Genomic DNA, 26,304 nt, shown 5'->3' with positions numbered 1-26,304 from the left:
CCAAAATTCAACAAGAACACATCCAGAGGGAACATCGTTTCTAACGGTGTTTACTAGAGAAATTTAGCTTGAGGAACGCTCATGCAGATCGGAATCCCTACCGAAACTGTCGTCGGTGAAAATCGTGTAGCTGCTACGCCAGAGACAGTAAAGAAATTGATCAACGCTGGTCATAGTGTGGTCATTCAACGTGGCGCTGGTGTAAAGGCAGCTTATATTGACAGTGCTTATGAACAAGTCGGTGCTAAGATTACAGATGATGCCTATGTGGGCAGTCAGATGATTTTGAAAGTTCGCGCTCCTAAAGGTGAGGAAATTCAAAAGTTAGAGCCAAACACCACTGTCGTGGCAATGTTTGACCCTTACCGCAATACCGAACTAGATCAATTTGCATCGCAAAACGTGTCTGCATTTGCATTGGAATTATTGCCTCGTACTTTATCTCGTGCGCAAAACATGGATGTATTGTCTTCTCAAGCCAACCTTGCAGGTTATAAATCTGTACTTTTGGCGGCGGCAGAATATCAACGTATGTTCCCAATGTTAATGACCGCTGCGGGTACGGTTAAACCAGCTCGTATCGTGATCATGGGTGTAGGGGTTGCGGGTTTACAAGCGATTGCAACTGCAAAACGCTTAGGTGCGGTTGTGGAAGCGACCGATTTGCGCCCAACAGCGAAAGACCAAGTAGAATCTTTAGGCGGCAAGTGGTTAGACGTACCTATGTCTGATGAAGAAAAGCAAAAAGCTGCAGATGCTGCCAAGAATGGTTATGGTTGGATGCCGGGTGAGCAATACATTAAAGACCAAGCTGCGATTGTCGATAAAGCGGTTTCTAATGCCGATATCGTGATTACCACTGCGCTTTTACCTGGTCGTGATGCACCGCGTCTTATTCGTGCTGAAACCGTTGCCAAAATGAAACCAGGCTCTGTCATTTTAGATATGGCAGTTGAAACTGGCGGTAACGTTGAAGGTTCTAAAGTTGGTGAGACAGTGATGACTGAAAATGGTGTGAAAATTTTGGGTGTCCCAAATATTCCATCTACGGTGTCGACTGAAGCTTCAGCACTTTATGCACGTAACGTTTTCAATTTTGTCGAAACATTGTTTGATAAAGATAAAAACTTTGTCTTAAATCAAGAAGATGAAATTCAAAAAGCCCTATTGGTCACTCATGGCAGCCAAGTGCTGTTGAAGCGTGCGTAAGGAGATTTTTCATGGTTGAAACAATTACTATTTTTGTCCTTGCCATCTTCGTAGGTTATTACGTGGTGTGGGGCGTAACACCAGCATTACATACCCCGCTTATGGCAGTAACCAATGCGTTGTCATCGATCATCGTGGTGGGTGCAATGATTCAAACTGTGGGGATTCCTGCAATTGGTGTTGATGCGAATGTTGCATTCCAAAGTGTAAATGTTGTGAGCATTCTTGGTGCAATTGCCGTGTTCTTGGCAAGTATCAATATTTTCGGTGGCTTCGCAGTAACCGCACGTATGCTTGAAATGTTTAAGCCAAAGCAAAAGAAAAAAGAGGGCTAATATATGGAATTTATTCGAGACTATGCGGATTGGTTCTACCTGATTGGTGCTGTCCTCTTTATTTTAACGTTACGTGGTTTGTCTGGTCCAAAAACTGCGATTCAAGGTAACCGTTATGGCATGATCGCAATGGCGATTGCTGTTGTGACCACCTTCTTTGTGGCAGACCATCCTGTGATTTGGATGATTGGTGGTGCGATGGTACTGGGTGCAGTCGTAGGTATTGCTCGTGCACGTACCGTTCCAATGACACAAATGCCAGAAACGGTGGCATTAATGCACTCATTGGTGGGTCTGGCGGCGGTATTGATTGCGATTGCTGCAATCTTGCATAACAACCAATTAACAGCATTGTTTGCTGAAAATGAAGCTGCTTTAACGGCTGCGGGTGTACAACATGCTCACATGAGCAAAGTTCATTTATTTGAATTGTTCGTGGGTTGTTTTGTGGGTGCGATCACATTTACCGCATCAGTATTTGCATATGGTAAGTTGGCTGCGAAAAAGTGGGCAAAAACCATTTCTGGTGCATGGGTTAAACCTGTACAGGCACTCATTTTCATTGCAATGTTGGCGTGTGGTATCTACTTCTTTACAACGGGTAACATGGCTGCATTCTGGGCGATGACAGCACTTGCACTTGCATTCGGTTGGGTGTGGATTGCACCAGTCGGTGGTGGTGATATGCCAGTTGTGGTTTCGCTATTGAACTCATTCTCTGGTTGGGCTGCGGCAGGTATTGGTTTTACGCTTGAAAACAATATGTTGATCGTTGCAGGTTCATTGGTTGGTTCTTCTGGTGCGATTCTGTCTTACATCATGTGTAAAGCGATGAACCGTTCAATCATCAACGTATTGTTTGGTGGTGCGATGGGTGGTGCAGCAGTTGCATCAGCAGACAAAGGTGAACAAGTTCAACGTAACCATCGTTCTGGTTCGGCAGATGACGCAGGCTTCTTAATGTCAAATGCGGACAGCGTGGTGATTGTACCGGGTTATGGTATGGCGCAAGGTCGTGCGCAGAATGCGGTAAAAGAGTTGTGTGAAATCTTGAAAGAACAGGGTGTAAAAGTTCGCTTTGCGATTCACCCAGTTGCAGGTCGTATGCCTGGTCACATGAACGTGCTGTTGGCAGAAGCAGATGTGGCGTATGAAGACATCTTGGAAATGGATGAAATCAACTCTGACTTCCCTGCAACTGATGTGGTATTAGTAATCGGTGCGAACGACGTTGTAAACCCTGCGGCAAAAGATGATCCAAGCTCGCCGATTTATGGTATGCCGATTCTTGAAGCTCATAAAGCACGTACGATTATGGTGATCAAACGCTCTATGGCGACAGGTTACGCGGGCTTAGACAACGATTTGTTCTACAATGAAAAAACCATGATGGTCTTCGGTGATGCGAAGAAAGTTGTTGAAGATATGACCAAAGCCATTAATGGTGGCGGACACTAAATGAAAGTCTCAAGTCCCTCTTTTATAAAGAGGGATTTAGGGAGATTAAAACCATCCTTCGGGGTGGTTTTTTTACGCCTGAAATTTAGTCTTCATAGGGTAAGCCTATGATTTATTTTTTATATTAAGTTTTTTGGTAGGAATGAATGAGGGAGTATTGAGTGCATCATCTACTACTTCTATGGACTAAGTGAAATGTTTAAAACCTTTTGTTTGTAATATTTGTTTGAATAATTTTAGGTACTGGTGTTCTTTAAAATTGATTAAAAAGCGATCAAAATGTAAAGGTAAGTGATTTAAATGACGAAGAGGTTTGATGGTCAGATGTAACTGCGTAGAGGTTTAGCGGCAGTATAACGCATGTGAATTTATCTGTTTGTCTATTCTCTCATGTGGTCAAGTTAGGTGCGCCAATCAAGTGCGAGAGGTGACTTATGTTATTTATAGTGAATTATAGTATTCGCCCTGAAAATCGTAATGCCGCAATGGAGCGATTTTTGAAAACAGGAGGAACAGCACCTGCGGGCATAAAAATGTTGGGTCGATAGCATGCCATTGCACAGCTCTCTGGTGTTGCAATTATTGAGGCAAATGATGCTGAGTTGATCCAGCAATGGGTGTTAGAATGGAATGACCTACTTTGTATGCAGATAGTGCCTGCTTTAGTGGATGAACAAGCAGCACCATTGATGATTGCTGCACTCTCCAAGTAGGGTGTATTGTTATCCTTGATTGATCTGATGAGAACAGTATAGCTTCAAAATTCTCAGTGCATTTGGATCCGTCTAGGTAGATCTCATTGAGAGTTATCTCGGCATGGGATAGCTCTCAATGTGGGATTCATTGTTCTACGAGGTGGGAGTTGTTTTTGGTATTTTTAACAGTTTAAACATAATAGATACTCAATTTTTCGAATTGTCCTTTTTTAGGAATAAAAGAATAAGCTGCATTTTAGTCGTGCTGCATTTAATTAAAATTATTAATTTTTACTACATGATTTATTTAAATCATTAATTTTAATTCTGTTTTATGAAAGATGTTAGTTGAGCAGTTTTGATAATTCCTATCTGGCTTTTACTTTTCAAATATAGCTTTTATTAATATTTTCATAAAGTTATTGCTGAGTTGTTATTTTTTCTAATTTTTATTGAGAAAGATTATTAATAAGTTTAATATTTTTGAATATTCTTTTACTCTTCTATTTTTAAGATTTTATGAAAAAAAATACTCTCTTGGGGTTTATGCCAAGCAGTTTGGCATTGGCAATTTTATCTGTAATTCAACCCGCTTTTGCAGAAGATAATGTACTCCCGACGATTACTTTAACTGCTGCAAATTCACAATCCGATGGTGATGTGCCTACCACTACGCAAAGTTTAAAGTCGGAGCAGCCTTTATTTAAAACAGCAAAATCGGTTTCGGTGGTTACCAAAGAACAAATTGAAAAAAAACAAGCCATGAACTTGACCGATGCCATTCAAGGTGTGGCTGGGGTCATTTCAGCTCCATTGGGTCGCCGTGGTGCAGATGATTTTATTATTCGTGGGCAATTGTCATCCGATGCAATTTATGTCGATGGTTTACGTCAGGCACAAGCCTCGGATTCACCGAGCAATATTACAGGTCTAGAGCGGATTGAGGTGGTGAAAGGTCCAGATTCAATGGATTTTGGGCAAACCGCGCCAGGTGGGATTGTGAATTTGGTGACTAAACGTCCTGTACAGGGTGATTTTAATCAGTTGGACTTGCGCTACGGCAGTCATAATTTGCGCCAAATTGGGGTAGATACCAACCATACCATTGAAGGTTCGGATAAAGCGGCATGGCGTTTAAATGCTAACTATTCAGATCAAGATGATGCAACGGATCATGTGTATTTTAAAAACTTTTATATCTCGCCTTCGTATAATTTCGACTTGGGCGATCAGACTGATTTGTCGGTGATTGCGAGTTACAACCATAAAGAATATGTTCGCCAACAGGGCTTACCTGTCTATGGCAGTATTTTGCCAAATAACAACGGACAGGTGAGCCGGCATTTATTTATTGGTGAGCCAAGTGTCGATCCATATCTTTCTGACAGCATGCGTATTGGTTATAACCTGAAACATATCTTTGATGATGGTTGGACGTTTAAACAGAATTTTGCGGTACAAAATTCTCGTTTAGATGGGCAAGCAGTGTTTATTAATAAATCTACAGCGAACAGTAGCACCATCACCCGTCAGGGGCGTGATCAGCATTATGATGATGTAAATTTCAGTATTGATAATAATATTGCCAAAACAGTCGAACTGGGCAATATGCAGCATCACCTTATGTTGGGTTTAGATGGCATGCATGATACCCGTGATATCTGGAACTATAACTGTACGATCACGGCTTTAAATATTTATGCACCTCGTTATGCCAATCAAGACTGGTGTGCCACCAAGGCCTTACGTAGTGACAGCGTCGAAACGACGTTAAAAACCATGGGGGTATATTTTAAAGACCAAGTGGATGTGACGGATCGGTTGAATATCAATCTCGGTTTACGTCATGACTGGGCATCGGTTGATGCTAAAAGTAATTATAACGACAATGAGAGCAGTAAAAGCAGTCAGGCATTTTCGGGCAGTATAGCAGGTTTATATACCTATAATGACTGGGTTTCTCCATATGTGAGCTATTCTACTTCATTTTTACCTGTGACTGATGTAGATGTGGATGGCAATGTATTTGACCCTGAAAAAGCCAAACAATATGAAGTGGGTCTTAAGTTTCAAGCCTTGGATCAACGCCTACAAGCCAGTTTGGCATGGTTTGATTTGACCCGTTTTAATGTGGTGTCGAGCGATGCTAATGGAGATAAATATCAGACGGGTGAAGAGAATACTCAGGGTATTGAGACTGAGCTCGCTGTACGGATCTTACCAAATTGGGTGGTGAGTGCTAACTATAGCTATTTGCCGACTGCGCGTATTGTTGATAACGAAATCAGTGGTTATGAAGGGAAACGCTTAAATAATGTTTCTGAACAAATGTTTAACCTAAATACACGATATCAATTTAATCAAGGTGCATTACAAGGTTGGTTTATCGGAGCTGGGGTACGTAGTGAATCAAAAAAGAGCAGTTATAAATACGATTATACTCTTCCAGGCTATGCTTTATTTGATGCGGAGATGGGCTATGATGCTGGAACGTGGCAAGCCAGTGTGAATGCGAAAAACATCTTTGATAAGGAATATTATGCTGGTGGTCTAAGTAACAATGTTGTGACCGTGGGAGATGAGCGTCAGGTCAATTTTAATCTGCGCTATAAATTTTAATCGGCCACGCTGCTTATCTTAAATAAAAACCACCCTTTGGGGTGGTTTTTTATGCCTGTTTCCCGTATCGATTTGAACAGTAACCAGAATAGAGAATAAAGCTGTATATGGCTAAGTAAGATAAAAGTACGGTTATGCAGTTCGGTTGGTTCAGCACTTGATAAAAAATATGTGTTGTATTTGGCACTGATTTTGCATTTTTGTGAACAGACTTCGGGGGATGTTCATGAAAAAAATAATTTATCTACTTTTACTAAGTTTATGGGGTGTTACAACAACAGGATTTGCTGCTGATGCTGTAGCCACGCAAGCACAAAATATTCAAGAAATTCGACTTTCACTGGACAGTGTTTGGGTGGTGATGGGCGGGATTTTGGTGTTCTTTATGCAAGCTGGTTTTGCTCTGGTTGAAAGTGGTTCTGTACGCGGGAAAAACACGGTCAATGTCCTGATGAAAAACTACATGGATGCGTGTTTAGGGGGCTTAATATTTTGGTTGATTGGTTTCGGCTTGATGTTTGGTATTAATACCACAGGATGGTTTGGTACGAGTCATTTTGCCCCCAATCACTTGGATGATTGGCATTGGAATTTATTGTTTTTCCAAATGATGTTTGCGGCAACCGCAACCACCATTGCTAGCGGTGCCATGGCAGAACGAATTCACTTTGTTGCCTATGTAGTGAGTGCAGCATTTGTAAGTGGGCTAATTTACCCTGTGTTTGGAAGTTGGGCGTGGGGCAGTCTATTTGAAGGTGAGGGCTGGTTAAAGTCATTGGGTTTTATCGACTTCGCAGGTTCAACCGTGGTGCATTCGATTGGCGGTTGGGTGGCTTTGGCTGGGATTGTCGTTTTAGGTCCACGCTTAGGGCGCTTTGGTCGTAATGGACAGTCGCATTATTTGGCGGGACATAATGTACCGTTAGTGGCATTGGGCGGTTTTATTTTATGGTTGGCATGGTTTGGCTTTAATGCAGCTTCGACGGTCAATGCGACAGTGAGTATTGGGCGAATTGCCTTGAATACGCACTTGGCCGCTTGTGCAGCCGCCGTTGCTTATATGTTTTATGCATTGCTGCGTGGAAAAGCGATTCTTATCCGTACCACCATTAATGCATCTTTGGGTGGTTTAGTTGCGATTACCGCAGGCTGCGCAACAATGACGCCATTGTTTGCAATTGTGACGGGTTTGGCAGCAGGCTTGGTGGTGAGTGTTATGCCAGTTTTGATTGAAAAGTTGAAGTTGGATGATGTGGTAGATGCCGTGACAGTACATGGCTTTTGTGGAGCATGGGGAACTATCGCAGCAGGTTTATTTTATGAAGCAAGCCCATTTAATTCGCAAATTATTTCAATTCAATTTTTAGGTGTGATTGCTGGTTTTGTTTGGGGTTTTGGCGTGGCATTTGTGGTGTTTAAAGTACTTGAAAAAGTATTGGGTAGCTTGCGTGTTAGTAAGCAGCATGAGCAGCGTGGCCTAGATTATACCGAACACGCAGAATTATCTTATCCAGAGTTTCAACGCGATGTAACTTTTGAAACTGATGGAATGACTAAACGTCATTAAGGAGTGCTGGCATGCCAAATGAATTACTCACCATAGGACAGAAAAGAACAGCGATTGAGCGGGGTTTAAGCCAATATTTGAAGGGAATCGCTTTGGAACGCGTTCTGAGCTATTGGGAGCAGGAATATGGAGATAAGCCTTCTTTTGTACTCAATCGTTTTTTAAGCGAAGTGTGTAATACGGATGAACTGCGTTTTTACCGTAAAGATATGTTGCGCCAAGTTTTATTTGAAATTGCTGAAGTCGAGAAACAGGTTTTACTTCAAGTTAAACCTCAGGAAAAACAAGAGGCTTTGGTTTCAGGACAATTGAGTGATGCCTTTGCGCAATTTGTGGGATATGTGGTCAAAGGTGTAGTACAAGTAGATTTTGCAGACTTTGATCAGGATGTGAAGTGGCGAATAACTAATCTTGGGTATGCTGTAGTAGAACAAGCTGCAATACATGACGTTGAGTTTATTAGTAATTTACCGATTATGAGTTATTCTCAGGTGATTACAGCAATTTACGAAGTTTATTGTGAGTTTTATGGGCCGACCAAAGCTGACTTTGTTTTCGCACGTGCAAAAGAACAAATTAAACAACAATTTATGGATGTTGATTTGCATCAACTAATTTAAGCAGTTGACTTAAATTTAGCTAACAAAAAAGCCAGTTAATTCCAAGATTAACTGGCTTTTGTAGACCGAGTTGGTCATTTTTCTTATGCTACAGATTCTGGAGCTGTACGCCATAAACTTTCTAAGTCGTAAAATTTACGCGCAGTTGGCAACATTACATGAACCACGACAAGTCCAAGGTCAATTAAAATCCATTCTGCATCACGCTCGCCTTCGACACCGATAGGGCGGAAGCCAGCTTTGCGTGCTTCTTCAGCCACATTATCTGCGAGTGCTTTCACATGACGAGTTGATGTACCACTTGCAATCACAATCGCATCGGCGACATTGCTAATGCTACTAACATCAAGTTCGATAATATCTTTTGCTTTTACATCTAATAGAGCTTCATGTACAACTTTTAAGCAAGCTTGTACATCTTGAGCTTGAGAATTCATTGCGAGATCGAGAGAATTAGAAGCGCTGGGCGATGGTTCTAAATTCATAAAGGGTCATAATTCCTGACAATAACTCATCATCTAATATAGCGGTTTTATCACCAAATTTCAATTGTCTGTTTTTTAACTTTGTGGATGCTCAGCAAAGTACTTGTTTTTCCACGCAAATGAATGGTTCGAGTGGGCTTGTGGTCGATATTCTGCCGCGATAAAACCTGCATAATCACTGTGACTTAACCAGTCAAAAATTTCTTTAAAGTGAATTTGTGCGGTGTCAGGTTCATGTCGCCCAGGACAATCTGCAAATTGAATATGCCCAATTTCTAAAATATTTTCTTTCAATTCAGTCAGTACATCTTCGCCCATCATCGCCATGTGATAGCAATCGTATTGCATTTTGAGTGCGGGATGCTGAACAGCTTCCAGAATTTCCTGAGCTTGCGCAACATTTTGAATGAGGAAGCGTGGCATATCTGTGCCATTAATCATTTCAAACACAGGTTGAATATGATGTTCTGCCAGCATAAAGCAAGCGAGTTTTAAGTTTTTGGCTAAAGTATTTAGGCAGGGCAATAAGTCACAATCAAGCGGTTGTTTACCCGCTAAAATGTTGACACTTGGTACTTTTAACGCAACGGCATATTGAATTGCTAATTCTAGGGCTTGATGAAATTCTTGTTCTCTGCCTGGAATACCAGCCAAACCATTACCGCCTTGCATAAGGTCTCCAGCAGGCACATTAATGAGGCATAAACTTAAATCATGCTGGGTCAGTTGATTTTGAATTTCAGCAATACTGAGCTCATAAGGGAATTGAATTTCAATATGCTTAAAGCCATGAGCATAAGCCAGTGCAAAACGTTCGATGAGTGGCACTTCAGTAAAGATCATGGAAAGATTCACTGCGAGTTTAGTCATGAGCTTGCTCCTGCATTATTATTCTGTTTCAACATGTTGAATTACAGTGGCTAAATCTGATTCAGCATAGCCTTTATTTTGGTGTGCCTGCAATTCCGATAATGCTTTTTTTGCAACTGGAATATCTAATTGAAATTTTTCAGCCAACTGCACAGCATTATTTAAATCTTTTGATAAAGTCTGCACCTTCCATTGTACAGGTTCAAACTGATGATTGGCCATTCTTGGTGTTAAAATTTGAAAAGGTTTTGAGTCGGCAAATCCACCTGCCAATGCTGGAGCAAGTAGGGTGGTATCGACACCCGCCTGACGGGCTAAGGCAACTGCTTCTGCTATTAAGGTGCTGCTGGCGGCCACAATTAATTGGTTACAAATTTTGGTGGCTTGCCCAGTCCCCGTTTCTCCCATGCGTGTGACACGTTGTGAAAGGACATTATAAATCAGACTTAAGTTTTGAATGATTTCGGCATCGCCCCCTGCAAAAATGACCAGTGTGCCTTGTTCGGCACCCGCTGTCCCGCCAGAAACAGGTGAGTCAATCCAATGTACATTATCTTGTTGTGCTAATAATGCCAGTGTTTTGGTTTTATCCACAGATAAGCTTGAGAAATCCACAACCACTTGATTTGCAGTCCAGAAGGGCTGAATTTTTTCAATCACCTGTTGTGCAGCCGAATCATCCGAAAGACAGGTTAAGATGACGGGATAGTCTGCAATGTTTTCTAGTTTTAGCGCAGTTGCACCTAAATCAATGAGCACATCGCAGGCAGCAGCAGTTCTGTTCCATACAGCCACTTCAAATCCAGCTTGAAGCAATCGGGTGGCCATACGGCTGCCCATGAGTCCCATACCTAGAAATGCAATTTTTGTATTACGATCAAAACTCATAGGAATCTCTCTATAGCTTATGTATGTTGCCTAAACTTTATTGAAACTGACGTGGAACAAATTGAACTTCAGGTTGTTTATCTTTTTTACGCGCCAGTTGACTGTTTTTACCTAATAAAAGTTTCAGTTGCCAAATTTTTTCTAAACGTAAAGATTTACGTGGTTGATGCTCCATTGCATCCAATACTTGCTTGGCTGCAGCCAAGGCATCTGGGGAGCGTTGCAGCATTTCTTCTGCAAGGGCTTGCGCTTGTTGTAACGGAGTTTCAGACAAATGCGTGACTAAACCAATAGTTTTGGCATAGTTAGCATCGAAAATACGAGCAGTGAGGGTCAACTCTTTGGCTAAATCTAAGCCAATTACCCCTTTGAGTGAACGGCTTAAGCCCATGTCAGGCACCAACCCCCAACGGCTTTCCATAATTGACATTTGCGTGTCAGGATGAGCAATACGAATATCCGCAGCCAAAGCCAATTGCATACCCGCCCCAAAGCAAAAACCTTCTAATGCTGCAATGACAGGCACAGGCAGTTCTTGCCAAATGAGAAAGGCTTTCTGAAAGAGGCTTTGTCCAGGTTTGACCAATTCCCATGCGGCATAAGCACGGTTCTTGGGATTATTTAAATCGGCAAGATCAATTCCTGCGCTAAATACATGAGCTTCACCTGTTAAAATAACACAACGAATGCTGCGGTCTTTTTTGAGTTGATTGGCAACTTTGACCAGTTCATTCAGTAAGGCAAAGCTCATGGCATTGCGCTTCTCTGGGCGGTTTAAACTGACTGTCGCGATTCCGTTTTGTTTTTCTACACGTAATAAAGCCATGTTGGATACTCTAATTTTGCTTTGTTTCGGAGCATAACATGCACCTAACGCAGTTGCATGACAGCTCAGTCACATCTTTTTTTCCGAACATTATTGCACGTGTTTATTTAAAATCGACTGTGCTGCTTGTTTCACTTGTTGCATGATGAGTTTTAGATCATCAAAGCGTTGAAGTGTTTCTTGAATGAACTGTTCATCGGCACGTCGCTTTTCTTTACGTAGTGTCGATATAAATTGTTCAAAGGCCCCTGATGATTCTTGTAAATTAGGCGTGCCCACGTAGCGTGTAGCGCCGTACAAGCGATGTAAAACATGCTCAAGCTGAGGGAAATCTTCTAACTCAATCAGTTGCTGCATTTCATCGAGTTCGGTCTGGAAACTGTCGACTAACATTTTTAAAAGATCGATTGCTAGATCTTCTTTATTGGCTGCCAGTTGTAAGCTTTGTTGCCAGTTTAGAATTTGCGGATCGAGTGCTTCAATGACGATATTTTTTTCCACGATAGCTGCTTTGTCGAAGCTTTTACTGGTCCAATGCGTCAAAATTTGAATGATTTGTTCCATTTGAATCGGCTTGGTTACATAGTCATCCATACCGACTTTTAATAGTTTTTGTTTTTCGTCTGCCAAAGCATGTGCAGTCAGTGCAATGATGGGCAGATGTGTTTCTTCTTCTAAAGTAGACTCCAGTGCACGAATGGCTCGTGTGGTATCAATGCCAGACATAACAGGCATTTGAATGTCCATAAAGACCAAATCAAAGGGTTTTAGTTTTTGTTCCAGACGCGATTGAATAATATCAATGGCTTCCTGACCGCTTTGCGCTTTGGTGGTGGTGACGTTTAGTTCGGCCAGTAAGGCTTCTAGGACAATTAAGTTGGGTAAATGGTCATCGACAGCTAAAATATGCAAGCCTTGACCATCAAAGTTTTCATGTTGTTCAGATTGGAACATGGACTGATTGCTCAGTAATTGAATCAGCGCATTTCGACTTAGAGGTTGATACAGTGGGCGTGCACGATATTCATTCAGCATATTCGGATCGAGTGCCATTTGGTAACCATAAACGGCAAGGCTACCCGTATAGCGACTACGGATTTCTTTAAGCATGGCTTGAGTGTCGCCACTATGATCCACAATCAGCCAAGTATTTTCTTGTTGCGACTGAAGTTGATTCAAGCGACTAAATAAATCCAGAATCGATGCGGTTTCAATATGCTCGACTTGATAGTTTTCGAGATAGTGGCGCAGCACATGTGCAGCGGCAGGATGCGCCAAATAAGACACCACTTTCATATGTTCGAATTGTGGATGAACAATTTCATATTCTTCATCGACAGCAAACATGGCGGTAAACCAGAAGGTTGAACCTTTTTCGGTTGGTGCTCGTTCTTGGTTGTCTTCAAAACCAATTTGACCTTGCATCAAATGCACCAACTGTTTGGAAATGGCAAGTCCTAATCCTGTTCCGCCAAATTGACGTGTGACTGAAGCATCACCTTGTGAGAACGATTCAAATAAACGTTTGCGGTCTGTACCACTTAAGCCAATACCACTGTCTTGGACACTAAAGTGTAGTAAGCATTGCCCGATATCATCATGTTTCATGCGTACTCGAACAATGATTTCGCCATCAGGGGTAAACTTAATGGCATTCGAAATCAGATTGGTCAGAATTTGTTTAAAGCGTAAGGTATCACCAATCACTTGTTTAGGTACGTCATCGCCATAGTAGAACGCCATATCAATATGCTTTTGCGCTGCCAATGGCGATAACATGTCCATGACATCAAAAATAGCTTCTTCAAGATCAAATGGCGCTGTTTCCAGTTCTAGTTTACCTGCATCAATTTTAGAAAAATCTAAAACATCATTAATTAATGCCAACAAATGAGCAGAAGATTTGCGAATCGTCTGTAGGTATAAATTTTGCTCGTTACTTAAATTGCCCTGACGCAACAGCAAATGAATAAAACCATCAATACTGTTTAAAGGCGTTCTTAATTCATGACTGATATTGGCTAAGAAAACTGACTTGGCTTGGTTCGCTGAAATCGCTTGGTCACGCGCTTGGCGGTAAGTAATGTTTTGTACTTCTAAGGTGTCGAGGGTACGTCTTAAGTCATCTTCAGTCTGTTCAGTATGTTCTTTTAATTCGAGAAAGCTGAAATGAAGTCGTTTTACCACATTGGCAATATCACGTTGGAGGAGACGAAGTTCGCCTGTGCTATTAATGATCATGTGTTGATCGAGTGTGTCGGCATTCAAACGTTGTAACTGCATCCGAATTTCATACATAGGTGCAATCCAACGACGTGAATAGAAGTTTAAACATAACAGCAGCAGTAATAGGGTTAAAAGCCCTGTTGCGACCAACACAATCAAGACACGATAGCGTGCAATTTGTAAGGGTTGATTGTCCAGTTCAATCAAGAGCCAACCTTTTTGATTGGAAGATTCATTAATTTGCATGCCATAGACATGATTGCCATTTAGTTTAATTGGTCCAAAAAAGTTTTTATCTTTTGGATATTTGGGCCAAGTTGAATGTGCATCACCACCAATATTGAGTCGCGCAGCACCAGTATGGTCAATAATAGTGGCTTGATTCAGCAGTTTTTCATTGAACATATATTGCATCGCATTTTGCGCTTGGTCATAGTGCCAAGGGTAGCGATTGAGCAAATCGAGTGCTGATTCTGCGGTGCTTTGGTAACGGGTTAAAATCGCAATCGCCATTTGGCGCTGTTGCGCTTTTGCTGCATTCGATGTTTCAGATAAAACCAATGCCGTGCCTACACAAGCCAAAATCATAATTGGGACAAAAATCATGGCAATTAGCTGCCCATAGGCATGATTTAAGTGTAAGCGTTTAAATAACTTTTTGTTGATATTCGGCATGGCAAATGTAGTAAATTCCCTATGCCCAGCATATTAACATGCTTTAATTGAAACTGACTGAGCTTTAATCACTTTCATGAAAAACCCTGCGAAATGAGTGCAGGCCCCCCTATTTTTTCATACAATACCCGCACCTCGATCAAGGTGCACATAATGAGTAACATAATCCCCGATTTCCAAGCTGATGAATTTTTGTTAGACCACTATGTAGGAAAAACACCATTGGTGCGTTTACAGCGTCTGGCAAGTCACACGCAAGCCACGGTTTTAGCAAAATTAGAAGGCAACAACCCTGCGGGTTCAGTCAAAGACCGTCCAGCCTATAACATGATTATGCAGGCAGAAAAGCGTGGGCAAATTCGACCGGGGGATACCTTGATTGAAGCGACCAGTGGCAATACGGGTATTGCGCTTGCTATGGTTGCAGCGATGCGTGGCTATCATATGAAATTGATTATGCCTAATAACATGAGTCAAGAACGTAAAGATGCTATGCGTGCCTATGGTGCAGAGTTGATTGAAGTGACTCAGCAGCAAGGGATGGAAGGTGCGCGCGACTTGGCGTTACAAATGCAAGCTGAAGGTAAGGGCTTGGTGCTGAATCAGTTTGGTAATCCAGACAATGTGGAAGCACATTACCTGACCACGGGTCCAGAAATCTGGCAGCAAACCAGTGGGAAAATTACCCATTTTGTTAGCTCAATGGGTACGACAGGCACCATTATGGGCGTGTCGAAATTCCTGAAAGAACAAAATCCTGAGATTCAAATCGTGGGTTTACAGCCTGAAGATGGTTCGAGCATTGCGGGAATTCGTCGTTGGCCACAAGAATATTTACCGACTATTTTTGACCGTAGCCGCGTTGATCGTATTATGGATATTCCGCAAATTGAAGCGGAAAAAACCATGCGTAAACTGGCGCAAAAAGAAGGCATCAGTGCGGGTACATCATCAGGTGGTGCGGTGTGGGCATCATTACGTATTGCAGAAGAAAATCCAGATGCAGTGATTGTCTGCATTATTTGTGATCGTGGCGACCGTTATTTATCGACAGGTTTGTTCTCGGTACAAGATCCTGAATAATTTTAAATTGACCATTGAGAGTTGACATGCGCTTACCTGTTCTTGTTTTTGATATTGAAACCATGACGGACTTGAAGTCAGGCGCACATCTTTATGGTCTGAATTTACCCGAAGCGGACTTGGAACAAGCGCTGACCAAGCTGCGTCGTCAAGAAACAGGCATTGATTTTCAGCGTTTACCTTTACATGAAATTGTCTGTATTTCGGGTTTATGGATCGATGAATTAGGTGCAATGAAACTGTTTTCATTTAGTCGAGAACAGTATTCTGAAGCCGAAATTTTAAAGAAGTTTCTCTCTATTTTTGATAAGAAGCATCCAACCTTGGTCAGTTGGAATGGTTCGCAGTTTGATCTTCCTGTGATTTTGTTCCGTGCCATGTATCATGGTTTGTCGGCATCAAGTTTGTTCGATCAGGGTGAGATTGATCATCAGAAGAAGTATAATAACTACCAGAACCGTTACCATCATCGTCATGTCGATTTAATGGATGTTATGGCGATGTTTAATTTGCGCCATTTCCAGAAACTGGATGATGTCGCACATTTATTTGGCTTTCCTGGAAAGCGTGGTGATGGTGGTTATCATGTGCCCGAATATGTTCGGTTACAACAATGGCAGGATTTAACTGGCTATTGTGAGGGCGATGTATTAAATACATGGCTGATTTATTTACGTTGGTTGTTATTGAAAGGTCAATTACAGCTACAAGAGCATCAAGCTTGGATACAGGCGAGTATTCAGTTATTACAGGCTCATCCACAACATACTGATTTTCTGAAAATTTGGCGAGAAACGTCACAGCAGACAGAATTTACAGCATCCGATTTTCACCATTTAAACTAGGTTTTCATGAAGCATCGCAAGCATACCCGTCCAAGTCAGCAACCAATTTATACTTTTCAGGTTGAGACGCTTTCGCATGAGGGACGAGGGATTGCCCATTATGGTACGGATGCCATACACCCTGTAGAAAAGCATGGCAAGAAAGTCTTTATTGCTCAGGCATTACCTGGCGAAACGGTACGTGCCAGAATTACCCATAGTAATAAACGCTTAGAAGAAGCCGATTGTGTGGAGGTGTTGGGTACGCCATCAACGTTAAGAGTGAAGCCTGCCTGCCCACATTTTCATGTCTGTGGGGGATGTAGCTTGCAGCATATTGAAAAAGATGAGCAGATTCGCTTTAAAGAAGATGTGTTGAAATCACATTTACAGCACTTTGCAGGCTTGCAACCAGAACAATGGTTAGCACCTATTCGCTCTTTACGAGAAGATTACCGCCGTAAAGCCCGTATCGGTGTACGCTATTTCCCGCAACGTGATCAACTGATTGTCGGGTTTCGTGAAAAGCAAAGTAATAAATTAACGTCAATCGATCGTTGTTTAGTGCTTGATCAGGCTTTTGGTTCAATCACGCGCTTAAAACAGTTACTCCAAAGTCTAACAGCCAAAGCAGCCATTGGGCATATAGAATTGGCGATGGGGGATCAGGATATTGCCTTACTGATCCGTCATACAGAAAAATTATCGGACCATGATGTCAACCAATTAAAACAGTTTACGTTACAGAAACAATGGCAGTTGTATTTGCAGCCCGCAGGCCCAGACAGTGTACAGCGTGTGGATCAAGCACAGGCTGAAATGCGTTTACATTATGCTTTACCTGACTTTGAAGTGAATTTTAGCTTTAGTCCACTAGATTTTACTCAGGTGAATTCAACTGTAAATCCACAAATGGTCAAGCTGGCATGTGAATTGCTTCAACTGCAACAAGGTGATCGTGTTTTAGATCTCTTTTGTGGACTTGGCAACTTTTCTTTACCCCTCGCGCGTTGTGTTGGACCAACAGGACAGGTGATTGCGGTTGAAGGAAGTGATGAAATGGTACAACGAGGTCAGGACAATGCACGTCGCAATGCCATGACTAATGTTGAGTTCTTTTCACAAGATTTAACAAAAGATTTTTCGCATCATTCTTGGGCAAAACAGGGATTTGATGCATTATTGATAGACCCTCCGCGCTCTGGTGCGGAAGAGGTAATGCATTATGTTCCTAAATTTAATGCAAAAAAAATCGTTTATGTATCATGTAATCCAGCAACACTGGCAAGGGATGCGGGTGTTTTGGCACAGCATGGCTATCGATTAAAAAAGGCGGGTGTGATGGATATGTTTACGCATACTGAACATGTCGAATCAATAGCCTTATTTGAGCAAGAAAAAGAGATAAACGATTTATAATATGAATGATCATTTCGTAGGAGAAGGGTATGGTCACAGTACGTGAGCAATTGCCTGGGCGACTCAATGAGTTGTCTGAGGAAGCGACTGTAGAGCATGCCGAACAAGCTCAACTCGATTTAGCTGAATGGTTAGATCGAGTACGCAGCATTTTAGACGGGGCAGCGCTCAAACAACTCGAAGAAGTTGCAAAAGAGACTCTGCAAAAAGAGTTGGAATCCACTGTTAATCATCGATCGAACACCTTTTACACAGGGATCGAAATGGCCGATATTTTGGCTCATTTACACGTCGATGAAGATACCTTATCCGCTGCAATGTTGTACCGCAGTGTTCGTGAAGGACTCATGAGCATTGATTTTGTCCGTCAGCATTTTGGTGAGCAGGTATATAGCTTGGTGAAAGGTACCTTGTCCATGGGTAAGCTTTCTGAGCTGATTGAACAGAATAAACGCTTAGAAGACCATTTTAATAATGATCAGCGTGAACATTTGACGGGCATCTACAAGATGCTAATTTCCGTCACTGAAGATGTGCGTGTTGTATTGATTAAACTGGCAGAACGTACTTATGCTTTACGTGAACTGGCAAAATCCTCACGTGAGCGTCAGGAACGTGTTGCACGAGAAATTCTGACCATTTATTCTCCACTGGCACACCGTTTGGGTATTGCACAGTTAAAGTGGGAACTGGAAGATTTAGCCTTTCGTTATTTAGCACCAGAACGTTATAAAGAAATTGCTTCCTTACTGAATGAAAAGCGTTTAGAACGAGAACACTATATTCAGTTTGTGATTGATAAACTCAAAAATGAGTTAGCTGATCATGGTATTGAAGCTGAAATTAATGGGCGGGTGAAACACATCTATTCGATTTATCGGAAGATGAAAAGTAAGAACCTAAGCTTTGATCAGTTGTATGATATTCGCGCTGTACGGGTGTTGGTAAAATCTGTGCCTGAATGTTATCACTCGTTGGGCATTGTGCATCAAATTTGGCGACATATTCCGCATCAATTTGATGACTATATTACCAATCCAAAAGCCAATGGATATCGTTCTTTACACACGGCAGTGATTGCTGAAAACAAATCACTGGAAGTACAAATCCGTACCCGTGATATGCACGAAGAAGCTGAGTTGGGTGTGTGTTCGCACTTTAACTATAAGGAAGGTGCGAAAACTACGGATCGCTCTTTCAATCATCGTTTACATTCATTGCGTTCAGTATTGGAACACTACCAAGAACGCAATGATGCCAGCGCGCATAAAGAAGATGAAGATTCTGAGAACTTTGAACAGATTCAAGAGTTTGAAGATTTTGAAAAAATTTATGTGTTCAGTCGTGATGGTGATATTAAGGAATTGCCACGTGGTTCGACAGTGCTGGACTTTGCTTATCATGTACACACGGAAGTCGGCAATAAGTGTTATGCCGCACGTGTTAACCAACGTTACGTACCGCTCACTTACACCTTAAAAACAGGTGAACAAGTTGAGATTTTAACCAAGAAAGATCGTGAACCGAACCGTGACTGGTTGGTGAATTCTTTGGGGTATATCCGAACGGCACGTGCTCGCGATAAATTACGTCATTGGTTCCGTCAGCAAGATCGCAGTAAGAATCTGGAAATTGGTCGTGACATTCTGAACAAAGAGTTATCACGTTTGGCGATTCATCCTAAAAGTATCGATTTAAGTGACTACTGTAATCACTTTAATGTGAAAACAGGGGATGACATCCTGATTAACTTGGTGAGTGGTGATATTAGCCTGCATGCCTTGATGAATCAGGTCAATCGTCATATGCATCTAGATCAGGATGAACCTGAACTGGTACTCAAACCTGCGTTGAATCCGCGTGCTAGCCATACTTTATCGGCACACGGTATTCTGATTGATGGTTTGGATAATGTGGAATTGCATGTTGCACAATGCTGTCAACCTGTCCATGGTGAGTCTATTGGCGGCTATATCACTCTGAATCGTGGCGTCAGCATCCATAAAGTGGCATGCCCTGACTATGTGCGTATGATTGGTCAAGAACCTGAGCGTGCTGTAGAAGCCGATTGGGAAATGCAGCCAACCCGCGGTCAAAGTGTACAGATTGTCGTGGAAGCTTATGACCGCCGTGGTTTGTTGAAAGATTTAACCCAAGTGATCTTCTCGGACCAAATCAATATTCGTCAGGTAAACACCATTTCTGAAGCCGATGGTATTGCCAATATGAAATTGTTGATTGAAGTGAAAGGTTTGGCACAATTGTCACGTTTGTTGGCACGATTGGAGCAGCAACCAGGTATCATTAGTGCGCGTCGCTTAATTCAAGGGAGTTAAGCGCATTCAAAAGCCTGCCTAGAGCAGGCTTTTTATATATGTGGTTCATCAGAAAGATTGAATAGAGAGTAAGCAATGGAACAACTATTGGCGGTCATGCAAGAATTACGTGAAAAATGTCCTTGGGATCAAAAGCAAACGCCTAATAGTTTAACGCCCTATGCGATTGAAGAAGCTTATGAAGTTGAGGCAGCAATTCGTTCTGGCGATATTCAACATATTAAAGAAGAACTGGGCGATTTGTTGCTGCAAGTAGTTTTTCAATCCCAAATGTACAGCGAGCAAGGTGCTTTTAATTTTCAGGATGTGGTGCAAGGGATTACTGAAAAACTGATTCGCCGTCATCCACATGTTTTTCAGGCTGAACAGTTTAATCAGTTGACCGCAGAAGAAGTGTCAACTCTGTGGAAGCAAATTAAACAACAAGAAAAACAAGGTAAGCCACAATCTCGTTTAGATCAAATTAAGCATGGTCCAACTTTACAACAAGCAGAGCAGATCCAAAAAAATGCGGCGCATATTGGTTTCGATTTTGCCAATGTGGCAGATGCTTATGCCAAATTAGAAGAAGAACTTGCTGAATTACAACAAGCAATCAAGCAACAAAATTCAAACGAAATACAAGCTGAATTGGGTGACTGTTTATTTTCTTTAATTAATGTTGGACGTAAACTAGGCGTCAATAATGAAATCGCCCTGTTGGGAACGATTGATAAATTTAGAACACGCTTTGCTTACATTGAAAATCAAGCACAATTGCAAAACAAAAGCGTAGAGCAATTATCCTTGATTGAAATGGACCGATTATGGGAGCAGGCGAAAAACATATGACTTTATAATAAATACAGGCAACTTATGCAGATGAATTTTAACGCTATTCGATTATTGCGAATGGTGATGTTGTTGACATTGACGATTTTTGGATTCGATCATGTAAATGCACAAAACTTTGATCAAGAATACTTGAACTGGAAAGCAAAACAGCAAGCACAGGATGCTCGGCTTGGTTCATCACGCACGGATGGAAACTATTATCTTTCAAAACCCAGTTTAAATACGGTATCAGGCAATAAAATACGCTTGAACAGTGCAACATCAGAACAATTACAGCAACTTTCTGGTATCGGTGAGAAAAAAGCTGAAGCGATTTTACAATATCGACAACAACACGGAAAGTTCAAAACTGTGGATGAATTACAGCAGATTAAAGGCATTGGACCGAAGCTCTTACAGAAAAACAAAGATCGATTAACTCTCTAGCGTTTGGTTTTGCAGAATTGCTATGCAATATTCGGTAATGCGTTGAGATAATCAAATTGCCCTTTGATTGTGTTAGAGATATGATTAGCACCATCTTAGATATTTTACGTTCAGGCGTAGGAGACAGCGTCTTTTGCAAACTTTGCGCGCGTCAAAATGTGGTTTATCCACCGCTCAACTTCCTGCTTCAATTCTTGATGTAATTGATGCCCTAACCAAAGCGGGCTACGAAGCTTATATCGTAGGGGGCGGTGTTCGCGACTTAATGTTGGGTCTTAATCCGAAGGATTATGATGCCGTGACCAATGCCACACCCTCACAAATTAAAGAAGTGTTCGGCCGTCGTTGCCGTATTATTGGCCGTCGTTTTGAATTGGCTCATGTCTATTCTGGACGTGAACTGATCGAAGTAGCGACGTTTCGGGCACCACCAAAAAAAGCAGTGACTTCCGCTGCGGGTATGATTCTGCGTGATAATAATTGGGGATCGATAGAGCAAGATTTTTCTCGTCGTGATTTTTCAATCAACGCACTTTATTATCAACCACGTAAAGATGTGGTGCTCGATTTTTGTCATGCTGTAGAAGATATCCAAAGTCGTACTTTGCGTTTATTGGGTGATCCTCAATTGCGTTTTGAGGAAGACCCTGTACGAATGTTGCGAGCATTACGTTTCTCGGCAAAATTAAAATTCAGTATCGATCCAAAGATTTTAGAGATTTTTACGCCTGAGCGTACACAACTTTTGCGTGATGTCTCACCACATCGTCTTTATGATGAATCACAAAAATTATTTACCATGGGGCACTTGTACCAAGTATTGCCAATGTTGATTGATTTTGGCATTTGGCGTCAGCTATTTGCAGAGATTCGTCCTGAAATTACGCCATTTATTGAGCGTGCGGCCAAAAATACTGATCAGCGCATTCAAATTGGCAAAACCATTAACCCTGCATTTTTTTATGCGGTGTTGTTATGGAAACCTTTTTTAGAGCGTTGCGATTTTTATTTGCAAAAAGGTGTAGTTCCTACAGAAGCACGTGCTCAAGCGGGACTAGATGTGCTCAAGCGTCAAGCGACACGTACCGTGATTCCGCGTTTTGCTGAAACTTTCATTCGTGAAGTGTGGGAAATGCAAACACGTTTGTTAAACCCAAAACCACAGCAAATTGAAGCACTGTCTAACCATGCACGTTTCCGTGCAGGTTTTGACTTTTTATTGTTGCGTGAGAAATCAGGCGACAACACGACTCAATCTATGGGTAGTTGGTGGGATGCTTATCAACTGATGTCTAGCGACGAAAAAGAACGTGCGATTGGTCAGTATAATCGTCAACGTGCCAAAACGCGTCGTAAGGCAGCACAAGAAGAACCTGCTGAAACTAAGGTTGCTATTGAGATTGAACCTTTGGTACAAGAGCAAGAGCCACGCAGTCGTCGAAGCCGAAAAGCCAAAACTACAGAAACCACTTCTAGAACCTCAACTCAAGATACGTCTGAATTGAGTCACGATCATCCTATTTTAAAGAGAAAACGGGTGAAACGTGATTTAAGCCAAGTTGTATTTGGGCCAACCCAATGAAGATTGTGAGCTATATCGGTTTAGGCAGTAATTTGGGTGATTCACGCCAAATTTTGACTGAAGCTGTTCAGAAGTTAGCAACATTGGGTGCTGTGAGTACATCTAAATTGTATCAAAGCCCGCCCATGGGTCCTCAAGATCAACCGCATTACTTTAATGCGGTAGCACGTTTGGAAACGGACTTGGCTGCTTTGGCTTTGCTAGATCAATTGCAGCAATTTGAGCAAGATGCAGGGCGAGTCCGTCTGCGTCGTTGGGGGGAGCGGACTTTAGATCTAGACTTATTGCTGTATGGCGATGAGCAGATTCAACATGAGCGTTTGACCGTCCCACATGTTGGAATTTTAGAACGTGATTTTGTGGTTATTCCATTAATGGATTTAAATCCAAATTTACAGATTCAGGGACACCGATTAGATCACCTCGATTTATTTCAGCACACAACATTAACTGAAGTGGCTGATCAGCATTGGGCCAACATTTAATAACAAAGGTATGTTCTAGGAACTTCTAGAGAGGAACATCTCATGATTAGTCTGAGTGACTTAAGACAATTTAAACAAGATGGACGTAAGTTTTCATGCCTCACTTGCTACGATGCGAGCATGGCAAAAGCAATGGAGCTTGCTGAAGTCGATACGATTTTAATTGGTGACTCTTTAGGGATGGCAATACAAGGTCGTGATTCAACTTTACCAGTAACTGTTGAAGACATGGCTTATCACACCGCGGCTGTGCGCCGTGGTAATCAACATGCGTTGATTATGACTGACTTACCATTTATGTCTTATGCGACGTTGAATGATGCATTGGTGAATGCGAAAACCGTGATGCAAGCGGGTGCGCAGATGGTCAAAATTGAAGGTGGTGCTTGGTTAAGTGAAACTGTAGAAGTATTGACCCGAAATGGTATTCCAGTCTGTGTGCATTTGGGCTTGACCCCTCAATCGGTCCATGTTTTAGGTGGTTATAAACTTCAAGCACGTTCACGCGAAGCCGCAGATAAGCTGCTTGCAGATTGTCAAGCAGTTGTCGATGCTGGTGCTGCGATATTGCTACTCGAATGTGTGCCTGCACAGTTGGGTCAGGAAGTTACTGCACGCTTTCCAAATGTTCCCGTGATTGGTATTGGTGCAGGCGTCGAAACAGATGGACAAGTTTTAGTTGTACAAGATATGCTCGGTTTGACATTTGGACGCGTAGCCAAATTCGTGCGTAATTTTATGAAAGAGCAAGCCGGGGAAACTGCAATTTTAGATGCATTTAAGGCTTATCATGCCGCTGTGCTCGATCAATCATTCCCAGCAAAAGAACATACTTTTCAAGTAGAGCTGTAATATGAAAACTGAAACGACGATACAAGGCTTGGCGGCATCACTGCAACCCGCTCGTACTGCGCGAAAAATTATCGGTTTTGTTCCGACCATGGGGAATTTACACCAAGGACATTTGAACCTTGTACGCGAAGCACGCAAACTTTGTGATGTAGTAGTGGTCAGTATCTTTGTCAATCCGATTCAATTTGGCCCGAATGAAGATTTTGATAATTATCCGCGTACTTTAGATCAAGACAGTCAGCTTTTGGCAGACGTCGGTTGTGACATTATTTTTGCACCTTCGGTCGAGCAAATGTATGGTAAGCAGCCACGTTTAACAAATATCAGTGTCTCAGAAATTACCAATGATTTGTGTGGTAAACAACGTCCTGGTCATTTTGATGGCGTAGCTGTTGTTGTGACCAAGTTATTTAATATTGTACAACCGAATTATGCCTTCTTTGGACAGAAAGACTTTCAGCAGTTGGCGGTGATTCGTCAATTGGTGCGTGATTTAAATATTCCATTGGAAGTGATTGGTGTACCGATTGCCCGTGCTGAAGATGGTTTGGCGTTAAGTTCTCGCAATGGCTATTTAAGTGAAGATCAACGTAAAGTTGCGCCAAGCATTTTTAAAAGTTTGAAGCATGCAGAAGCAGAATTGCAGCAAGGCACTGATTTAAAAGAAGTGTTAGAGAATATTAAAACCACGTTGACAACAGCAGGTCTGGTTGTGGACTATGTAGAAGCGCGTACACCACAATTACACATGATTGATCAGTTCAATCAAGATATTGTTTTGTTTGTGGCAGCAAAATTGGGCACAACCCGACTCATCGATAATTTGCAGATTAAGCATACTGCAGCATAGAAACCAAGGAATAGCTTTGCCATGAAGCGCATTTTGATTGTGACAGGACAATCTGGTTCAGGTAAGTCATCTGCATTGCAGGTACTGGAAGATTTAGGTTATTACTGCATTGATAATTTGCCTTTGGCATTGCTGCCAGAGATTGTGGCGAAACTGGATCGTGAAAATAATCTCGAACAATTGGCCTTAGGGGTGGATGTTCGGAGTACGCGTGCAGATTTGCAGGAGTTTGATCATGTTTTTGAACAATTATTAAGACATGGGGCGGTCGATATTATTTATTTGACTACGCGGGATCAGGAGTTAATCGCACGATTTAGTGCTTCACGTCGCCCGCATCCATTGTCGAGTCGTTTTAAAAGTTTGAATGAGTGTATACAGGAAGAAAAAACATTATTACTTCCGATACAATTACGCTCTACAGTACATATTGATACAACTGATAAAAGTGTGCATGATTTAAAGCATACTTTATTGTCTAAACTTGGACAGTCCGATAACTTAATTGTAATTTTGCAGTCATTTGGCTATAAACATGGCATCCCTTTAGATGCTGACTATGTCTTTGATGTGCGTCATTTACCAAATCCGCATTGGGATTTAGAGTTGCGGAAATATTCTGGTTTAGATGTGCCAGTACAAAATTTTTTGGAACAAAGTCCACAGACCAATGAAATGTTTAAAGACATTTATCATTTTTTGGACAAGTGGTTGCCTGCATTTGCTGAAGGGCATCGTCACTATATGACGATCTCCATTGGTTGTACAGGTGGACAGCATCGTTCTGTTTATATTGTGGATAGACTCAAAAAAGCGCTTGAAGCGAACTGGTCTATTCAAGTCCTACATCGAGAAATGAAGCACTGGTCATGATTGACACAACTGTTGACGTAATTAATAAACTAGGGTTACATGCGCGTGCATCTGGCAAACTCATTGAAGTAACCACCAAATTCAAATCATCTATTCAAATTGGAAAAGGTGATAAATTGGTCGATGCAAAGAACATTATGTCTTTACTGATGCTTGGCGCAGGTAAAGGCACCACTTTACGTTTAGTGATTGAAGGCGCAGATGAGGAAAAAGCCTTGTCTGAAGTTCAAGCACTATTTGCAGCAAAATTTTACGAGGCAGATTAAT

General features: G+C 41.8%; 23 protein-coding genes and 1 pseudogene. 19 read left to right on the top strand and 5 right to left on the bottom strand.

Annotation, left to right across the window (positions count from 1 at the left end):
- Positions 1–81 precede the first annotated feature (81 nt).
- The 7 genes and pseudogenes from I593_RS03350 (at position 82) to I593_RS03320 (ending at position 8,503) form a co-directional block, all read left to right on the top strand.
- Positions 82–1,209 carry a Re/Si-specific NAD(P)(+) transhydrogenase subunit alpha gene (locus I593_RS03350; protein WP_016166158.1) on the top strand — a complete coding sequence of 376 codons (1,128 nt, stop codon included), beginning with the start codon at positions 82–84 and terminating at the stop codon, positions 1,207–1,209.
- Between the two features lie 11 nt (positions 1,210–1,220).
- Positions 1,221–1,544, top strand: coding sequence for a proton-translocating transhydrogenase family protein (locus I593_RS03345; protein WP_004692331.1), 324 nt, complete (start codon positions 1,221–1,223; stop codon positions 1,542–1,544).
- Between the two features lie 3 nt (positions 1,545–1,547).
- On the top strand, positions 1,548–3,002 hold the full coding sequence (locus tag I593_RS03340; RefSeq protein WP_016166157.1) for an NAD(P)(+) transhydrogenase (Re/Si-specific) subunit beta: 1,455 nt from the start codon (positions 1,548–1,550) through the stop codon (positions 3,000–3,002).
- 434 nt (positions 3,003–3,436) lie between these two features.
- Positions 3,437–3,715, top strand: a pseudogene (locus tag I593_RS21025) (DUF3303 domain-containing protein).
- Positions 3,716–4,216: 501 nt separating this feature from the next.
- On the top strand, positions 4,217–6,316 hold the full coding sequence (locus I593_RS03330) for a TonB-dependent siderophore receptor (protein WP_026441021.1): 2,100 nt from the start codon (positions 4,217–4,219) through the stop codon (positions 6,314–6,316).
- A gap of 226 nt (positions 6,317–6,542) precedes the next feature.
- A complete protein-coding gene (locus I593_RS03325) occupies positions 6,543–7,883 on the top strand; it encodes an ammonium transporter (protein WP_016166154.1) in 1,341 nt (446 codons plus the stop codon).
- Positions 7,884–7,894: 11 nt separating this feature from the next.
- The gene (locus I593_RS03320) at positions 7,895–8,503 is read left to right on the top strand and encodes a hypothetical protein (RefSeq protein ID WP_016166153.1); all 609 of its coding nucleotides are present in this window, start codon (positions 7,895–7,897) and stop codon (positions 8,501–8,503) included.
- An 83-nt stretch (positions 8,504–8,586) separates the two neighbouring features.
- Here I593_RS03320 and rsfS read toward each other — a convergent pair whose 3' ends face one another.
- The 5 genes from rsfS to I593_RS03295 form a co-directional block, all read right to left on the bottom strand.
- A complete protein-coding gene (gene rsfS / locus I593_RS03315; RefSeq protein ID WP_016166152.1) occupies positions 8,587–8,988 on the bottom strand; it encodes a ribosome silencing factor in 402 nt (133 codons plus the stop codon).
- Between the two features lie 75 nt (positions 8,989–9,063).
- Positions 9,064–9,858, bottom strand: a complete 795-nt coding sequence (locus I593_RS03310) for a hydroxypyruvate isomerase family protein (RefSeq protein ID WP_016166151.1) — start codon at positions 9,856–9,858, stop codon at positions 9,064–9,066.
- Positions 9,859–9,876: 18 nt separating this feature from the next.
- Entirely contained in the window at positions 9,877–10,746 is an 870-nt protein-coding gene (locus I593_RS03305; RefSeq protein WP_016166150.1) for an NAD(P)-dependent oxidoreductase, read from the bottom strand.
- 37 nt (positions 10,747–10,783) lie between these two features.
- The gene (locus tag I593_RS03300; protein WP_016166149.1) at positions 10,784–11,572 is read right to left on the bottom strand and encodes a crotonase/enoyl-CoA hydratase family protein; all 789 of its coding nucleotides are present in this window, start codon (positions 11,570–11,572) and stop codon (positions 10,784–10,786) included.
- A 90-nt stretch (positions 11,573–11,662) separates the two neighbouring features.
- Positions 11,663–14,473 carry a GacS-like sensor histidine kinase gene (locus tag I593_RS03295; protein ID WP_016166148.1) on the bottom strand — a complete coding sequence of 937 codons (2,811 nt, stop codon included), beginning with the start codon at positions 14,471–14,473 and terminating at the stop codon, positions 11,663–11,665.
- Between the two features lie 153 nt (positions 14,474–14,626).
- On the opposite strand from I593_RS03295, the gene cysM reads away from it, so the two are divergent.
- The 12 genes from cysM (at position 14,627) to I593_RS03235 (ending at position 26,303) form a co-directional block, all read left to right on the top strand.
- Positions 14,627–15,556, top strand: a complete 930-nt coding sequence (gene cysM, locus I593_RS03290; RefSeq protein ID WP_016166147.1) for a cysteine synthase CysM — start codon at positions 14,627–14,629, stop codon at positions 15,554–15,556.
- A gap of 26 nt (positions 15,557–15,582) precedes the next feature.
- A complete protein-coding gene (locus I593_RS03285) occupies positions 15,583–16,401 on the top strand; it encodes a 3'-5' exonuclease (protein WP_016166146.1) in 819 nt (272 codons plus the stop codon).
- A gap of 6 nt (positions 16,402–16,407) precedes the next feature.
- Positions 16,408–17,799: a 23S rRNA (uracil(1939)-C(5))-methyltransferase RlmD gene (gene rlmD / locus I593_RS03280; RefSeq protein WP_016166145.1), complete on the top strand. Its 1,392-nt coding sequence runs from the start codon at positions 16,408–16,410 to the stop codon at positions 17,797–17,799.
- 29 nt (positions 17,800–17,828) lie between these two features.
- Positions 17,829–20,135 (top strand): RelA/SpoT family protein, encoded by a 2,307-nt coding sequence (locus I593_RS03275; RefSeq protein WP_016166144.1) that lies wholly within the window; start codon positions 17,829–17,831, stop codon positions 20,133–20,135.
- Positions 20,136–20,210: 75 nt separating this feature from the next.
- Positions 20,211–20,966, top strand: a complete 756-nt coding sequence (mazG, locus tag I593_RS03270; RefSeq protein ID WP_016166143.1) for a nucleoside triphosphate pyrophosphohydrolase — start codon at positions 20,211–20,213, stop codon at positions 20,964–20,966.
- A 30-nt stretch (positions 20,967–20,996) separates the two neighbouring features.
- Entirely contained in the window at positions 20,997–21,395 is a 399-nt protein-coding gene (locus I593_RS03265; protein ID WP_051195095.1) for a ComEA family DNA-binding protein, read from the top strand.
- A 133-nt stretch (positions 21,396–21,528) separates the two neighbouring features.
- On the top strand, positions 21,529–22,977 hold the full coding sequence (gene pcnB / locus I593_RS03260) for a polynucleotide adenylyltransferase PcnB (protein WP_016166141.1): 1,449 nt from the start codon (positions 21,529–21,531) through the stop codon (positions 22,975–22,977).
- Positions 22,974–23,462: a 2-amino-4-hydroxy-6-hydroxymethyldihydropteridine diphosphokinase gene (gene folK / locus I593_RS03255; protein WP_016166140.1), complete on the top strand. Its 489-nt coding sequence runs from the start codon at positions 22,974–22,976 to the stop codon at positions 23,460–23,462. The genes pcnB and folK overlap by 4 nt, the downstream gene beginning before the upstream one ends.
- Positions 23,463–23,504: 42 nt before the next feature.
- A complete protein-coding gene (gene panB / locus I593_RS03250; RefSeq protein WP_016166139.1) occupies positions 23,505–24,314 on the top strand; it encodes a 3-methyl-2-oxobutanoate hydroxymethyltransferase in 810 nt (269 codons plus the stop codon).
- Position 24,315: 1 nt separating this feature from the next.
- Positions 24,316–25,164, top strand: a complete 849-nt coding sequence (gene panC / locus I593_RS03245) for a pantoate--beta-alanine ligase (protein WP_016166138.1) — start codon at positions 24,316–24,318, stop codon at positions 25,162–25,164.
- Positions 25,165–25,185: 21 nt separating this feature from the next.
- Positions 25,186–26,037, top strand: coding sequence for an RNase adapter RapZ (gene rapZ / locus I593_RS03240; RefSeq protein ID WP_016166137.1), 852 nt, complete (start codon positions 25,186–25,188; stop codon positions 26,035–26,037).
- Positions 26,034–26,303 (top strand): HPr family phosphocarrier protein, encoded by a 270-nt coding sequence (locus I593_RS03235; RefSeq protein WP_016166136.1) that lies wholly within the window; start codon positions 26,034–26,036, stop codon positions 26,301–26,303. Before rapZ ends, I593_RS03235 begins: the two co-directional genes overlap by 4 nt.
- Position 26,304: the final 1 nt, after the last annotated feature.

Source organism: Acinetobacter tandoii DSM 14970 = CIP 107469, assembly GCF_000400735.1.
Classification (GTDB): domain Bacteria; phylum Pseudomonadota; class Gammaproteobacteria; order Pseudomonadales; family Moraxellaceae; genus Acinetobacter; species Acinetobacter tandoii.
Note: the sequence above shows the minus strand (reverse complement) of the source record. Positions and strands in the feature narration are given on the sequence as shown.